The organism is Streptomyces solicavernae (assembly GCF_029968095.1).
Classification (GTDB): domain Bacteria; phylum Actinomycetota; class Actinomycetes; order Streptomycetales; family Streptomycetaceae; genus Streptomyces; species Streptomyces solicavernae.
Genome location: NZ_JASCIR010000050.1, coordinates 14,430 through 27,826, shown reverse-complemented (window position 1 = coordinate 27,826; position 13,397 = coordinate 14,430). Strand labels below are relative to the sequence as shown.

18 protein-coding genes are annotated in these 13,397 nt (G+C 67.8%); 9 read left to right on the top strand and 9 right to left on the bottom strand.

The window, feature by feature from the left end:
• Nucleotides 1–1,152 precede the first annotated feature (1,152 nt).
• The 4 genes from QIS99_RS30505 to QIS99_RS30490 all read left to right on the top strand — a co-directional run bounded on the left by QIS99_RS30505 (nucleotide 1,153) and on the right by QIS99_RS30490 (nucleotide 3,638).
• Entirely contained in the window at nucleotides 1,153–2,319 is a 1,167-nt protein-coding gene (locus tag QIS99_RS30505; RefSeq protein WP_282516981.1) for a hypothetical protein, read from the top strand.
• Nucleotides 2,320–2,398: 79 nt separating this feature from the next.
• Complete coding sequence (locus tag QIS99_RS30500) at nucleotides 2,399–2,947, top strand: hypothetical protein (protein WP_282516980.1); 549 nt, start codon at nucleotides 2,399–2,401, stop codon at nucleotides 2,945–2,947.
• Entirely contained in the window at nucleotides 2,944–3,165 is a 222-nt protein-coding gene (locus tag QIS99_RS30495; protein ID WP_282516979.1) for a hypothetical protein, read from the top strand. The genes QIS99_RS30500 and QIS99_RS30495 overlap by 4 nt, the downstream gene beginning before the upstream one ends.
• Nucleotides 3,162–3,638 carry a DUF3307 domain-containing protein gene (locus QIS99_RS30490; protein ID WP_282516978.1) on the top strand — a complete coding sequence of 159 codons (477 nt, stop codon included), beginning with the start codon at nucleotides 3,162–3,164 and terminating at the stop codon, nucleotides 3,636–3,638. Before QIS99_RS30495 ends, QIS99_RS30490 begins: the two co-directional genes overlap by 4 nt.
• Here the strand turns inward: QIS99_RS30490 and QIS99_RS30485 are convergent.
• The 9 genes from QIS99_RS30485 to QIS99_RS30445 all read right to left on the bottom strand — a co-directional run bounded on the left by QIS99_RS30485 (nucleotide 3,625) and on the right by QIS99_RS30445 (nucleotide 10,192).
• Nucleotides 3,625–3,861, bottom strand: coding sequence for a hypothetical protein (locus tag QIS99_RS30485; RefSeq protein ID WP_282516977.1), 237 nt, complete (start codon nucleotides 3,859–3,861; stop codon nucleotides 3,625–3,627). The genes QIS99_RS30490 and QIS99_RS30485 overlap by 14 nt on opposite strands.
• A 506-nt stretch (nucleotides 3,862–4,367) precedes the next feature.
• A complete protein-coding gene (locus QIS99_RS30480) occupies nucleotides 4,368–5,405 on the bottom strand; it encodes a ParB/RepB/Spo0J family partition protein (RefSeq protein ID WP_282516976.1) in 1,038 nt (345 codons plus the stop codon).
• Nucleotides 5,405–6,136: a ParA family protein gene (locus tag QIS99_RS30475; RefSeq protein ID WP_282516975.1), complete on the bottom strand. Its 732-nt coding sequence runs from the start codon at nucleotides 6,134–6,136 to the stop codon at nucleotides 5,405–5,407. Before QIS99_RS30475 ends, QIS99_RS30480 begins: the two co-directional genes overlap by 1 nt.
• 373 nt (nucleotides 6,137–6,509) lie before the next feature.
• Entirely contained in the window at nucleotides 6,510–6,725 is a 216-nt protein-coding gene (locus QIS99_RS30470; RefSeq protein WP_282516974.1) for a hypothetical protein, read from the bottom strand.
• 47 nt (nucleotides 6,726–6,772) lie between these two features.
• Nucleotides 6,773–7,270, bottom strand: a complete 498-nt coding sequence (locus QIS99_RS30465) for a DUF6233 domain-containing protein (RefSeq protein WP_282516973.1) — start codon at nucleotides 7,268–7,270, stop codon at nucleotides 6,773–6,775.
• Nucleotides 7,267–7,851 (bottom strand): zinc finger domain-containing protein, encoded by a 585-nt coding sequence (locus QIS99_RS30460; RefSeq protein WP_282516972.1) that lies wholly within the window; start codon nucleotides 7,849–7,851, stop codon nucleotides 7,267–7,269. The genes QIS99_RS30465 and QIS99_RS30460 overlap by 4 nt, the downstream gene beginning before the upstream one ends.
• Nucleotides 7,844–8,860 carry a hypothetical protein gene (locus tag QIS99_RS30455; protein WP_282516971.1) on the bottom strand — a complete coding sequence of 339 codons (1,017 nt, stop codon included), beginning with the start codon at nucleotides 8,858–8,860 and terminating at the stop codon, nucleotides 7,844–7,846. The genes QIS99_RS30460 and QIS99_RS30455 overlap by 8 nt, the downstream gene beginning before the upstream one ends.
• Nucleotides 8,861–9,054: 194 nt before the next feature.
• Nucleotides 9,055–9,420, bottom strand: coding sequence for a hypothetical protein (locus QIS99_RS30450; RefSeq protein WP_282516970.1), 366 nt, complete (start codon nucleotides 9,418–9,420; stop codon nucleotides 9,055–9,057).
• Nucleotides 9,421–9,445: 25 nt separating this feature from the next.
• A complete protein-coding gene (locus QIS99_RS30445; RefSeq protein ID WP_282516969.1) occupies nucleotides 9,446–10,192 on the bottom strand; it encodes a GntR family transcriptional regulator in 747 nt (248 codons plus the stop codon).
• Nucleotides 10,193–10,903: 711 nt separating this feature from the next.
• Here QIS99_RS30445 and QIS99_RS30440 point away from each other — a divergent pair.
• The 5 genes from QIS99_RS30440 to QIS99_RS30420 all read left to right on the top strand — a co-directional run bounded on the left by QIS99_RS30440 (nucleotide 10,904) and on the right by QIS99_RS30420 (nucleotide 13,380).
• Nucleotides 10,904–11,206, top strand: a complete 303-nt coding sequence (locus QIS99_RS30440) for a hypothetical protein (RefSeq protein WP_282516968.1) — start codon at nucleotides 10,904–10,906, stop codon at nucleotides 11,204–11,206.
• 246 nt (nucleotides 11,207–11,452) lie between these two features.
• Nucleotides 11,453–11,710 (top strand): hypothetical protein, encoded by a 258-nt coding sequence (locus tag QIS99_RS30435; protein ID WP_282516967.1) that lies wholly within the window; start codon nucleotides 11,453–11,455, stop codon nucleotides 11,708–11,710.
• A 5-nt stretch (nucleotides 11,711–11,715) separates the two neighbouring features.
• Nucleotides 11,716–11,862 (top strand): hypothetical protein, encoded by a 147-nt coding sequence (locus QIS99_RS30430; RefSeq protein WP_282516966.1) that lies wholly within the window; start codon nucleotides 11,716–11,718, stop codon nucleotides 11,860–11,862.
• Nucleotides 11,859–12,053 (top strand): hypothetical protein, encoded by a 195-nt coding sequence (locus QIS99_RS30425; protein WP_282516965.1) that lies wholly within the window; start codon nucleotides 11,859–11,861, stop codon nucleotides 12,051–12,053. The genes QIS99_RS30430 and QIS99_RS30425 overlap by 4 nt, the downstream gene beginning before the upstream one ends.
• Before the next feature lie 154 nt (nucleotides 12,054–12,207).
• A complete protein-coding gene (locus QIS99_RS30420; RefSeq protein WP_282516964.1) occupies nucleotides 12,208–13,380 on the top strand; it encodes a hypothetical protein in 1,173 nt (390 codons plus the stop codon).
• Nucleotides 13,381–13,397: the final 17 nt, after the last annotated feature.

The window sequence follows — 13,397 nt, the reverse complement described above, 5'->3', positions numbered from 1 at the left end:
TCCGGGCGATCATCGCTCCGCGATGATGCGCGGCCGAACCCTCCGGGTTCGGAGTCGGGCGGCCCAAGGTCAGCGGTGGCTATGGAGAGGGAACACGGGCATGAATCTGCGCCCCCCTGCCCTCATGTGCCTTGACCTGGAGGAACGTGCTTCGTGTTCAATGCGGGCAGATTTCTGCGCCCCCTCTGACCTGCGCTTTTGTGGGTGTACCTTTGCGGGCATGAATCTGCGCCCCCCCTGGGTTTCGTGTCGTGGCGGGCATGAATCTGCGCCCCCTTTCCACAGTTTGGATTCGAACGTGTGTGGGGGCGCAGCATTCTGCCCGCCACGACACGAAATCGGTGACTCAGGGTCATGCGCGGGGCGGAGCATGGGAGGTGAGCGGCCATCAGCCCGACATGATGGTGCGAGAGGTGATGCCCAGTCACGAAGGGCGGCCCACGCCAGTGCCCAGAACTGAAGACGCTCAACGGTGTTGAGCCACCGCCGTTCTGAATGCGTGAAACCTTGTGCGCCCCTGGCCCTCAATGCGTGGAATCAGGACCTGAATACGTGGAATCGGGTGCGCCCCGGTCCTGAAAGCGTGGAACCTCGTGCACCCTCTCGCCGCGGGGCTTGTGGATGCCTCGTGGGCTGCGCTGGCTCGGTCGCCGACGTCGTGGAGGCTGGCGGGAGTTGCAGGGCTAACCCCTCGGCACCTGATCGTCTGAGGCATGCCGAACAACGATCACTTTGTCCTTCTGGCCGTGTGCACTGCGGCTGGCCTTGTTGCCTATATCGCCTACCAGCACCCAAGCCTTGCGCCGGCGCTCACGTTGGGGGTGGCCGTGTACGTCGCCCTGTACGCCTCTCGCCGCCAATGACGGTACGAGGGAGGCGAGTTGGGACGCGTGCCCCAGGGCCTCCAGGAGCAGGTAGTCCTTGTTGTCGTTCGTGGGCCTGGGGGTGCATGGCTACTGAACGGGCCGGGGTGGATGAGTGCTGAGTGGCGCTCAGCAAGCCTCGCCCTGGGCGAAGTTCACGACTTCGCCCAGGGCGAGGCGGCGCACTGTTCGGCGCGGGTGGTCGTCGGGAATCGGTCAGGTTGCGATTCTCGACCAATAGTGCGCAACTAGGTTGCGTTGATAGGGAGTTCAGATGCAACCTGATTGCATGATGGAGACGACGAACACCGCCGCGCAGCTGCCCGCCCTGGTGGTCCGTGAGGTCACCCCCGATCAGATTCCGACTGCGCCCGACCAGGCTGAGGCCCGCCGGTACCTCGACTCGAAGGGCGAGTACGAGGCCGGCCGTCTGCACGCCCAGGCCTGGGCGTACCAGAAGGTCGTCCTGGACGTCCGGCGCGGAGAGCTGTCGCTTCGCTGCGACGACTGGAGGGCCCCCCGTCAGGCGAACCGGAGCTACACGCCCACGGGTGGGCTCTTCGCGCCGTTCCACTGGCTGACGGTCCCCGACGTCATTTGGTGGGTCCTCGACGCCGGCCTGAACGTCCAGGAGCGCCCCTACCTCACCTGCGACCAGGCCAACGACTTCCTGAACCGGATCGCTCCTCTCGCCGAGGCTCTCCTTCTCAACCTGGCTCCCGTGCCTGGCACGGACGTCTTCGACTGGACGGCCGAGGCCGCCAGCGCGGGGCGCGACATCACGGCCGCGTGCGACCGCCACCAGCTCCCGCCCGTTGGCCGGCGCCCTGAACTCGTGAACATGCACGAAGCCGTGTCCGTGTTTCCCCAGCTCGTGCAGGACCGTTGGGCGTCCCTCGATGACGTGCACCTCGACGATGTGGCGGAAGACCTCAACCGCTTCGGACTCGACCACAACCCCGCCATCGCCGAGGGGCTCGGTCTCTCCCTGAACGAGCCCGACGTGACGCTCATCGGCACCCGCGCCTGGCTCTACGAGAACCGGCGTAAGGCGCTCGGCGACCGCGAGACGATGCCCGCCGCCGAGTTCCTGCGCACCCACCCTGGGTTGGTCACGGACGAGACCTCCGACGCCCAACTCGACACCGCCTTGCAGAACGCCGAGCAGGCCGCGGCCGCCGAGGGCGTCACGCTCCTCAGTGCCACAAGGGGCACTGCGCGAGAGGTCCGGGACGAGCTGCGGAAGCAAGTCCTGGCCGAGGTCGACTCCTACGGAGCGGCCCTCAAGGCAGCCAAGGACGAAGTCGCCCGCCACCGCTCCGGGCTGTACTCGCGGCTGTACCGCGTCCTCGCCTGGGACGATGAGCGCCCGACCGACACCGAACTCGCCAAGCGTGCCCAGATGTCCCGGCAGAACATCGCCAAGCTGTACGAGCACAACGAGAAGGACAACTGACCTGGCGCGGGCGGCCGTTCACTTGCCGGCGTACGGCCGCCCGCTGTTACTCCCGACCATCACAGACAGGAGCACCACCATGTTCGCAAACCACCGTCGCAATGTTGAGGCCCTGGCCCTGCTGGGGACACTGGTTGCCATCTTCGGCGAGCTACACCCCGTACTCGACCAGTGGGCGCAGAGTTCGACGGACGCCTCCTGTAAGGGCCTGTACGGCGAGCACGAGGTGTACGAGGACGGGAAGCCGGTCCGCAAGGACGACGAACGCACCGGCCGGCGCACCCTGACCGCGAGCCAGCTGGGGCGCAGGAGCGTCGCGCGACATGTCGCGTCCTACACCGCCGGACAGCTCGCCGGGACGATCGCAGCGACCCGCGCCCTGGGTTACCGCGTCCCCGCCGGCGCTCTGCTGGCGGGAGCGGCGATCAACGCCGTGACGCACGCGGTCATCGACCGGTGCGAGCCCCTGCTCTGGCTCGCCAAGCAGGCCCGCAAAGACGGATACATCGAGCACTGCACCGCCGTCCGCATGAACGAGAAGGGCGAACTCACCGCCGAGTTGAGCGGGCCCGGGACCGCCCTGATGGAACTGGACCTTCTCTGCACCAAGTCGGCGGTTGCTCGATGAGCCACCAGGACCTCACAGCAGCAGAAGTCGAGCGCCGGATGGCTGATGCCGTACAAGCCGAGGAGCAGGGCAGGTACCGCGAGGCGACCAACCTCTACGACCAGCTCGGCAAGGACATCCAGGCCCGGCACGGGCGCTTCGACTCCCGCGCGCTCGACGCCTTCGAGGGAGTGGCCCGCGCGATCCGCAAGGGCGCTGAGGACGAGGGGGCACGATGACGAACCTGGATCAGGTCGCCACCCTGGCGACGTTCGGCGCGGTGTGGGCGGTGCTCTCGGTCGGCCACAACCTCGCGGACCACGTGATCGGGCAGACCGACCACCAGGCCGGGAACAAGGCGGCGCCGTTGGCGACGGAGGTCGCCGACGGCGTGAGCCCGAGGCGGGGCTGGGGTGCGTGCTTGGGACACGTCGCCCAGTACCACCTGGTTATGGCCGTGATGCTGGCCCTGGTCTGGGCCGTTCTCCCGCTTCAGATGACCTGGACCGGCCTTGCGGCCGGGCTCGTCCTCTCGGCGGTGACGCACGCGTTCTTCGACCGCCGGTGGCCGGTCCGCTGGCTCCTGGAGCACATCGGCTCCAAGGGCTTCGCGGAGCTGAAGGCCGTGGGGATGAACGGCATGTATCTCAGTGATCAGGCTCTTCACCAGACCGCACTCTTGGCCTCCGCTCTCCTCATCACCCTTCTGTGAGCTGGGGTTTCTGGTGAGGAACGACAGGAACATCCAGCGTGACGGGGCCGGTCCGCTCGAACCGGCGGGCCTGTTCCCGCTTGCTGCGCAGGAAGGTGAGGGTGAGGTCGAGTCCTTCGACCTCACCCCGCCAGTCCTCCTCGATGGCGCGCTTGCGGCGAGCGACGAGGTCCTGCGGCTGACCGGCTCGACCTCCCGCCCAGCGGCATCCACCACCAGCCATGGTCTTCAACCACCGCCACCAAGTCGAGCCGTGGCCTGAGTTAGTGCAATCAACCGACCAGACCGCGCACGTCGTCGTCCTGGTCGTGGCCGCGTTGTTCCTCGCGGCCACTGCCTAGGATCCGCACCGTACGAACGCCAGGCCGGTCATGCGACCGCGAACAACGGCGGGGCCCGCATCGTGTGGTGCGGGCCCCGCGTTCGTCTGCGTCAGCGCGGACGGCGGCCGCCGCCGATGAGTCGTGGGGCATGGAGAAGGGTCAGCCTACGACCGGCGCTGACGCTGACGCTGACACCGCATCCAGAAACGGAACAGGCCCCGTCGCAGGTCAGAAGGGCGGAATACGCGTCAGCGTCAGCAGCAGCCGCCCGGACCCGAGTTGGTCGGCGCGGCGTACTGCGCTCGATTTTCCGCAGAAAATCGCCGTCGTTGAGGCAGACAGGCCGACGTGCCGAGTTTTACGGCCGTAAAACTCGGCACGTCGGAACGGACGCACTCGGTCGAGGTCAGGAGCCCTCGGCGAGCATCCGCTTCCTCAAGGACTGGTAGTTCTCATCTGTCATCCATTGGCGGAGGGTACGGTGCACCAACTCGACGTCTCCCCACCGAACGGCCTGGGGTACCACGAGGTCCGGGAGCTGCTCGTGGTCGGCAGGTGCATCGGTCGTTGCGTGCTGTGCACCCTCCCCGGAAGGATTGGTCTCTCCCGGCACGGGTGCCTGTGACTCGGAGGGTGGTTTTACGGCCGTAAGACTCGGGCGGTCACCGGACACCTTCGTGTCCGGCTTCGCCCTGTCCGCCGCCTTTTGTTGCCGCCGCTCTTCCTTCTTTGCCTTCCGCTCCTCGTCGAGTAGCTCACGCTGCTGCTGCAGCCACAGCTTCTGCTCGTCAGAGTCCCAACCGTGCTTCTTCGCCTTCTGGCCCAGAGAGCGGGCCAGTTCGAGGCTGAGTGTCCTCGCGCGGACCTGCTGCTGCAGCTCGGGAGACAGATAGGTGAGGCAGACGCGTTGGGTGACCCATCCGTCGGCGCGCCCGAAGTGCTCGGCGACGGCTCGGTTGGTACCGAACTCGTTGACCATGGCCTGCACCGCGTAGGCCTCTTCGACCGGATCGAAGTTCTCGCGGTCGACGTTCTCGGTCATCACGGCGTCGAGGAACGACTTCCGCGACGTGGCGATCGCATCGTTCACGACCGCTTCGAGGGAGGACAAACTACCTGCCAGGGCTCCGCGGTAGCGTCGCTCGCCGGAGACGATGACGTAGTCCACGTCACTGATCTGGTCCGTGTGGTCCCAGAGCTTCAGGTACTTGCCCTTGGAGACGACAGTGATGGGCTGCTGCTGACGGCGCTTCAGGCTGCGGCCGAGATCCTCAAGGGCTTCCTGCGTTCCGAAGTTTCTCCGGGGGTTGACCGTGTTCGGTGCCAGGCGCTTGAGAGGAACCCGAAGTAGCCGCCCTTCGGCACGCGTGTCGTCGGGGGAAGGGCCGGCCTCGGGCTCGCTGTCGCCGAAGAAGTCGTCGTACTCGTCGCGGCTGGACGACATCACCGGACCTCCGCGTACCTGTGGCGGCGCAGCTGGTGTTCAAGTGCCAGCTCTTGGAAATCGGCCTTCGCCTTGGTGGAGGTGTGGTTGGACTCGTACTGAGTGCAGAGTCGGCCGTTGGCGAGCGCCCGGGTGTGGGGCTTGTAGTGGCGGATGGTGGTGTTGTACACGTCCCATCCGCGCTTCTTGGCCAGGCTGATCGTCCGGTCGCGGTCGACCGTTCCATCGCGTGGGTCCCAGTCGTTGATCAGTACGCCGTGCGGCATCTGCCGCGGCCACAAGACCCGCTCGACGGTCACCATGGTCGGTGTGAAGGCGGCGCCTTCGGCTGGAAGCGGGACGATGACGTCGTCGGCGACGTCGAGGATGGCGCGCAGTGAGTCACCGACAGTCCCATCGCCGAGTGGGTCGATGGACTCGTCCTCGGGATCTTCCACCTTGAGCGGCATGAAGCCTGGTGTGTCGACGATGATGACGCTGGCCTTGCCCTTGCGGAGCTGGCGCAGGCGATCCGTCTGGCCGCTCAAGTCAAGGACGCGGAAGGGGACTGTACGACCCTTCGCCCTGACCTTCTCGGCATGTTCGATGGTGGTTCCCTGCGGGTCAATCGAGACAACGGCAACTTCCCCGTTGTCGCCAAGGGTCTCTGCATAGACCGCCGCCAGCATGGTGGAGATCAGGGACTTCCCGACCCCGCCCTTCCGGTTCAAGAGCACGCTGATGTAAGGCATGTACGTTCTCCGACTACTTCCCGATGTTCCGGTACTTCGGACGCGCAGCATCTTCTCAGAGAACGAGAGCGGGCAGGATCGTCGCCTCGGGGCGACCTGTTTTTTTCGGCCGTAAAACGCGGAGGAGGGGAGCAGGGGGACCACCCCTTTGAGGTGTGCTGAGGCGCTGAGCGCGTTCGTCCTTCGACCCGTGGAGTCCCCTCCGGGGCACCCACATCTGGTGAAACGACCCGCGGCACGGCCCGTCACGGGCCTGACTCCGTTTTACGGCCGTAAAACTGACCCGGCTCGTTGCTCTCAGGCTCAATCGCCTGGACGGCGCCGCTCCCGAGGCGACGGCTCTACGTCGCAGTCAACGGCAGGTCAGCAACTCTCAGTTCGCCGAGGCCTCGTTCTGCGCAGGGAGCCGGTACGCCAGCACGTGCGCGCAGCGTTGGGCGCCGGCGGCATCGGGCCCGCCGCCGGCCGCAGTGCGGCGCAGGACGTCGAGGACGTCGTACGCCTCGGCGAGTGTGAGCAGCGGGCGGCGCTGCAGGTCCGTCGCCGGGTCGTAGTCGACGCTCTCCACGTCCTGTTGCTCATGGTCCACGCCGTGCCAACCGCTCTGCCACGCCGCGGGTTACGAACGTCGACGTCTCACAGGTCGCTCACGTCTGGGCGTTCGCTGCGGAGAGGTAGCAGCGATGCGGCGGCATCGCAGGCGTGGCAGGCCCGCGCGCCGGTCCGTTCCAGCGCGGTGAGCGCCTGGTCGACGTTCAATTCCTCGCCGCCGCCGGGCGCCTCGGTGCAGTCGTGGGTATGCACCACCAGCTCGACGCGGCCGTCGGAGAGGCGGCGCCGTTCGACCGTCCACGCCCATCGCAGATCCGGCGCGATCGGCGCAGGAGCATGCAGCGGTTCCGTGGGCACCGACGCGTAGTCAACGCCCTCGATGGGGTGGGCGTGGATGCCGGGGACTACCCACACCACATACTCCGCAGGCTCAACGGCCCCGCTCTCCTCGTACCGGTACAGCGCTACGCCTACCTGGTACCGCCAGCCCGCGGGAGTCTCTTTACGGGCATGGAGCTGGGCCCGGACGGTCTGTCCGTCGGGCAAGGTCAACAGAACCAGCGGCAGTTCAGACGAGGTCACGGGTGAGGCAGCGGATGCCCGTAGTGGGGCGCAGCGGCGGAGCGCTTGACATGGACGCGGAGTGAGCCGTCCCAGTGGATGTAAGGCCGGGGCCGGCCGCGGGTGTCCCAGCAAGGAGCGCCTACGTCGGCGCTGCACGCCGGGCACGCCACCTGAAGCACCCTCTGGACGCGCTGCGCCTCACGCTGCGCCGCCCGTTCGCGCGGGTCCATCGACCTGTACTGGTCCCAGCAGAACTGTGCGTGCAGCTCGCCCGCGGCCTGGGCGTCCTTGCGGCGCTCCTTGCGGCAGGTCCACCCGCACTCGCGGCAGGTCGCCCGGTAGGCGACGCGCCCAGGGCACTGCGGATCGAGCGGGCGCTGCCGGTGACGGCGGGGCCCGGTGTCGGGACACCGTGAACCGTCCTCGTGCTCCGCCGTGATCCTCGACCGGAAGCGGGTCCCGTGCGCGGCCGGGCCCAGGCGTTCCATGAGCAGCCGGTGCCGCTCGTAGTGGACCACCACGTCGCCGTCGCACGGCTCGCCCTCGGCTGCCAGGCACCTCGGGCAGGGCACCGACACCGACCGATCTTGCTCAGCCATCACGCCTCACCAACTCCGGGACCTTCCGCACTCCTGCATCCACTTCTTCCCGGCACTCGCGGCACAATCCGCCCGGCCGGGGCTGCTGCATCTGCACCCTGCACGCGGGGTTGGCACAACGCAGCCGCTTAAAGGCGGACGGCGGCGCTGCCTTGGAGTGCACGTACGGCTTCCCGCGCTTGGGAAGCCGGGCCTTGGCATACCGGTACGGCAGTTTGATGGGCATCCGGTGCGGACGCTCACGCAGCTTCGCCATCAGCACCTCCTCGGGCCATCCCGCCCGGATGAGGCCGGCCATGTACCGCACGATCCCAAGAGCCTGCTTGTGCGTCGGGTCGAACCACTCGGTCTCGGCACGCAGACGCTTGGCGAGGCCGTCGGTGAAGAAGTCGTCGCCTTCAAGGTCGGTGTCCACTGCGGGCGCCTCCGTCGGATTGAGGATGAACACATCTGGGCGCCGTACGTGGAGCTTGCGGCCCTGCTCGTCCCAGCCCGTGACCGACCCGTCGGGTTCGAACGCCACGAGTCCGTCGGCCACCAGGCTGTGCGGGCGGGCGAGCCGGGATTCCCGGTGGCCGGTACGGGCGTGCGTACGCACGGTCCGCTCGTCCATGCCCAGCCGCAGAGCCACCTCCTTCATACTGATCTGCCCCCGGAAGCTGCCCCTCCCAGCGCGCGCGATCTCGCACAGGATGCACCGGCACGTCGGGCACTGCACCACGACCGACGACGCCCACTGCAGCGGAGTCAAACGCTCAGGAACCGGTTCAAGCACAGGCTCGGGATCGATCGGAAGATCCGTCGGCACACCGCCGTCGAGGTGCCCGTACGTCGTCAGGTGCACCGTGTGGACCTGAACGGTCCGGCGACTCATTCCGGTGCGCTCACACACCATCGCCGTGGTTGGTGCCACGGACGGGTTCTCAAGGAGCAGGATGCTGCGGGTGCTCAACACCTTCCGGCAGGTGGAGCAGTCGTTCGGCGGACGGTTCGGATGCTGCTGGGCCACTGGGGGACGCTACCTATCCCGCTAACCGAGTGGGGGAGACAGACGCCGGATCGAAAACGTTCCGAACCTGCTCTACACTCAGGAGCGAACTATGGACCCTCCGGGGCGCGTGGGACTACAGGAGCGGCAACTCCTCCCGAAACAACGCACCCGGGGGGTTCTCGGTTTTTGTGGATCAAGTCTGTTGAGACACCCTACGCCCCGTAGCCGTGATCGTTACGCGCGGTAGGGACACCACTGCCGGACTTCAGCGCAGCAGCGCAGGCACGGGCGGTCGGGTAGGGCCCCAACTCCCGGTCGGATTCAACGCGGTTGCCGTACCAGTCATGCAGCACGCCAGGGGACGTGGTGTGCATCTGGCCCAGCACTTCACCATCGTTGACCACCAGGTGCGGGCCAGTGCGTTCGGCACCGATGGAGGCGTAGTGCAGACCACGCCCGCCACGCCGCGCGCACAGCTCGGCAGCGATGACCTGGCGGTGCAGCTCCGTCTCTGCGGCGGCACATGCGGATTCAGCAGCGCTCACTGCCGTGGGCGTGCCGACGTTGCGGTCAACCATGTCTCCTCCGGGGGAGTGGGCGCGGTCAGAGCGGTAGATCGTCGTACGTGAACTTGAGTCGGTCAGCAGGGGCGATAGCCCGCAGCACTTCGAGGGGCTGACCCTGCGCGTCGCGCGTGAGGCGTTCGAGCGTGGCCACCCATACCCGCCCGCTGATTCGAAGCTCGGCAGCTTCGTCCGGTGTCGGGGGGCGGGATTCGACGGTCTCGCTCGCCGTCCTGGGACGGAAGCCCGCCGCGGTCAGCGCGCCGTACGCGCCACCGTGCACCTTCCCGGCAGAGTCGAGGCCGGCGACCTCAGCGATGCTGCGCGGATACCAGGCGTGTTGCACCTGAACCAAGTCATCAGGGAGGAGCACCGCGTGCCGCAAGCGGTACACGAGCGGGTCACCCTCGGACAGTTCGAGCAGTTCAGCGAGATCAGCAGGGGCGTCACCGCACTCGACCTGAAGAAGTCGCATCTCTCCGTCGAGACCTGCGGCTGAAGTCGCCGTTTCCCAGGGCCCTTTGGTGCCGCCGGGTTCGACGACGCTGCGGTAGCGGCTGAGCGGCAGGCGGACCGGAGTCCGGTGCCGCACGATCGTCCCTGCTCGCTTGGACGTGACCACCAAACCGTCGTCCGCGAGGACGCCGATTGCGTCTCGGACGGTCTGTTTGGCCAGGCCGTACTCCTCGATCAGGTCCATGATCCGCGGCAGCGTGCTGCCCACGGCGAACTCGCCTGAGTCGATGCGTCGGCGCAGCTCAGCGGCTAGTTCTCGGTACCCGTTCATGACTCACCTCCTGTCGATCTCCATCTTAAGGCTAGCCATGCAACTCGATAATGGCTAGCCATTGACACCGCGACACCCCTCGTGCATTCTAAGTAATGGCTAGCCATTACGGAGCCGGAGCGCCCAACGGAAAGCCTCAACGAGCGGATGACATCCGCGGGGTGAGTACGGCGGAGTGATCGTTGTTTGAAAGCTGAAGACGCTACGCCGGGTGACGACTACCGCCCCTGACCAGGCAACTGGACGGGTGTTGCGGCAAGGGTGACCGGACTCCAGTCCTTGCGGGGCTGTCGGATGCGTCAGAAGGGCACGGCCGGAGCCAGAATCCCGGCCACCGTGAACGGCGGTGCATGGCGGGCGAGTGATGGAGAGATCCGGAGTAGACCTGTTGTGCGCCACGGAGCGGCAGCAAGCCGGACCTCGTGTCCGGTTCGGCTGTCGCGTGGGCCGAGCGATCACCTGCCCCCCGCAGACTCCTGCGGCGGATGCGCCGACAGCCCCCAGCCGGTAAGCGGCACATCGCACGACCCGGCAGGTGAGCCAGTGGTCGCGGGCACGCCACCTCCCGGACGAAAGGTGGACCAGCGCGGCGGCAGAGGCCGCGCAATCCGCAGCCCTGTGCTGATCGTCAGGCACCGGCCGCCTCAACCCCGGCCGGTGCAGGGCGACGTGCATACGGCACGGACCCAACACCCGACAGGAGACCCACAGATGGCCCTGATCACGCACCACTACCTCGCCACGCCCGACACCCGCTACGAGGTCAGCGACATGGACGCCGCCACGGCCAACCAGTTGATCGGCGTGAACACGATCGCCGGGTTCACGCCGATCGTGCACAGGCACACCGCGGCGGGCGAGCCGCTGCGTACCCGGGACGGCGACTTCCTGACCGTTGTTGCCCTGCACGGCACCAGCGTGGTCGGCGTGGTCGCGTTCGAGCAGGCCACCGCCCCAGCCGTCGTCCCGGAACCGCGTACGTCGCGGGTCCGCTTCACCGGCACGTCGCGCTGAGTCGAGCACCCATGTTGGTCGTGCTCACCCTCGTGTTCGTGTGGCCCGTCATAGCGATGACGCTGGCTGCGCTTCTCTACCCGGCCCCTCGCCGCTGACCGCGACGAGCACACACGGTCGTCCCCGGCTCACGCAACGAGCCGGGGCAGGCCGGCCGTGGCTGCTCGACCGAGCAGTCGACACACGACAGCCCCAGGGATTACGGCCCTGGGGCTGTCTCTATCAGGTGCCAAATGGGAGGACCTGATGAAGACCAGCATGTCACGGCCGCTGGCCGTGATCGCCGACGACATCGAGACCACGGACGAGGCCGCCGGGTTCGAACTGCCCGACCACGACGCCGAGTTACTGCGGGCCGTCATCGTCATCCCGCACCGCACGTCCGCCAGGCTGCTGCACTTCGCGCCGTCCCTCACGGACGAGGCGAAGAAGCCGCTGCCGGTGCGTAAGCCCGGAGCGACTAACCCGCCCAAGCCGCGCGCTTGCACGGCGAAGGTCCGGTGATCGCTGTGGCCGTCATTCAGGACCCCGCCGCCTCCGACGCGCTGAAGAACGCGCAGGAAGCCGCCGCCGCTGCTGCCGCCGCCAAGGCCGCTATCGCCGCTGCTGCCGCCGAGACTGCGCGCAAGGCCGCCCCCGCCGGGGGCGAGCGATGACCGGCCCCGCCAACAGCCCTCTGTTCCGCACCTACCGGGACGCGGACCGCAAGTGGTCCGCGCACGTCGCCGCCTGCCAGCACTGCGGCCACGAACCGGGCTGCCCCGCCGGGCAGCCGCTGTTCAACCGGTTCGCCGAGCTGCAGAGCGCGTACCTCGACGCGCTGAGCAGGCGCGACAACTCCCGCTGAACCACGGGCCGGCCTCCGATCCTCCCGGAGGCCGGCCCCTTCCACCGCCGGGCCCGGCACGCCCCCGAATCCCCCGACGTGCCGGGCCCGGCCCCCGAACGCTCCCTTGCCTGGCAGGTGTCCCCCTGCCGGGCGGGAAGAACGGAGAACCATCGTGGACACAGACGAGAAGAAGGACGAGAAGAAGGACGAGAAGAAGAACACGGGCCACCGGATGTCCGGCCGCGGGGCGGTCCTCGCGATCCTGGGCACCGTCACGCTGGGCGTGGCCGTCCTGTCGATGGCCGTCACGTTCCAGATCCTGTTCCCGGCGTTCGGCCGCTGGGCGGTGCCGACGGTCGGCGCGCTCGACGCCCTCTGGGTCATCTTCCAGGTCGCCGAGATCATGGCGGGCAACAACCGCAAGCGGGCCGACCGCGTCCGGTACGCGGGCCTGGCCCTCACAGCGGTGATCGCCGCGATCCCGACCGTCGACCTGATCGTGGGTCCCGAGGACCTCGACCTGGCCGTGGTCATCACGCCGGTCGCCATCGTCTGCACCAAGACGGCCTGGTGGCTCGTCCTGCCCGCGCTCGGCGAGAAAGTCTCTGCCGATACCCGCCGACTCCTGGCCGAGGAGCGGCAGAAGGTCGCCGACGAGCTGGAGAAGATGGAGGCCGAGGCCTCCAACAAGGTGGCCTTCCTGAAGAAGGCCGCGGCCCTTGAGGAGCAGGTGGCCGCGGCCGAGACGGACTACCGCGAGTCGACGCTGAAGGTTCAGCAGGAGACGAACCGCACGCTGCACGAGCAGGACCGCAGCACGGCCGAGACGGTCGCGGAGAAGCCGCTGTCCGTGGCCGTCGAGCGGATCGCGATTCCTCAGTTCGGCACCTGGAAGCCCACCGCCCCGCCGATGCACGTCACACGGCCCGCCCTGCCCGCCGGGACAGGGGAGCGTGACGGCGTCACGCCCGAAACCCCCAGCGTCGCGGGTGAACTGGTGCCCGTCACACAGGCCAGCGGCCCGGACGACGAGAGCGACGAACAGCCGTCACAGTTCGCCGGACTGTTCGTCACGATCGAGGCGAGCGCCGCCGTACGCAACGTCACCGTGCCCCAGACCGACACGGGCCTGACCAACGAACAGATCGAGGTCGTTCTGCAGGCCCTGCGCGACAGCGAGGACCCGCCGGTCAGCTACCGCGAGGCCGTCGCCCTCTACCGCAAGGCCGGCTTCATCGGCAGCGAGAGCCGGCTGCGCCGGATCTGGGCCGAGCTGAACGGCGTGGACGACACCGAAGAGACCGACGAGGCCGCCGCCGAGACCGAGGCGGAGGCCGACGCGTAAGACGCGTCCGGCACCAC

Coding starts and splice junctions, on each gene's coding strand:
- QIS99_RS30505 (WP_282516981.1), top strand. CDS start 1,153: ATGATGGAGACGACGAACACCGCCGCGCAGCTGCCCGCCCTGGTGGTC.
- QIS99_RS30500 (WP_282516980.1), top strand. CDS start 2,399: ATGTTCGCAAACCACCGTCGCAATGTTGAGGCCCTGGCCCTGCTGGGG.
- QIS99_RS30495 (WP_282516979.1), top strand. CDS start 2,944: ATGAGCCACCAGGACCTCACAGCAGCAGAAGTCGAGCGCCGGATGGCT.
- QIS99_RS30490 (WP_282516978.1), top strand. CDS start 3,162: ATGACGAACCTGGATCAGGTCGCCACCCTGGCGACGTTCGGCGCGGTG.
- QIS99_RS30485 (WP_282516977.1), bottom strand. CDS start 3,861: ATGGCTGGTGGTGGATGCCGCTGGGCGGGAGGTCGAGCCGGTCAGCCG.
- QIS99_RS30480 (WP_282516976.1), bottom strand. CDS start 5,405: ATGTCGTCCAGCCGCGACGAGTACGACGACTTCTTCGGCGACAGCGAG.
- QIS99_RS30475 (WP_282516975.1), bottom strand. CDS start 6,136: ATGCCTTACATCAGCGTGCTCTTGAACCGGAAGGGCGGGGTCGGGAAG.
- QIS99_RS30460 (WP_282516972.1), bottom strand. CDS start 7,851: ATGGCTGAGCAAGATCGGTCGGTGTCGGTGCCCTGCCCGAGGTGCCTG.
- QIS99_RS30450 (WP_282516970.1), bottom strand. CDS start 9,420: ATGGTTGACCGCAACGTCGGCACGCCCACGGCAGTGAGCGCTGCTGAA.
- QIS99_RS30445 (WP_282516969.1), bottom strand. CDS start 10,192: ATGAACGGGTACCGAGAACTAGCCGCTGAGCTGCGCCGACGCATCGAC.
- QIS99_RS30440 (WP_282516968.1), top strand. CDS start 10,904: ATGGCCCTGATCACGCACCACTACCTCGCCACGCCCGACACCCGCTAC.
- QIS99_RS30435 (WP_282516967.1), top strand. CDS start 11,453: ATGAAGACCAGCATGTCACGGCCGCTGGCCGTGATCGCCGACGACATC.
- QIS99_RS30425 (WP_282516965.1), top strand. CDS start 11,859: ATGACCGGCCCCGCCAACAGCCCTCTGTTCCGCACCTACCGGGACGCG.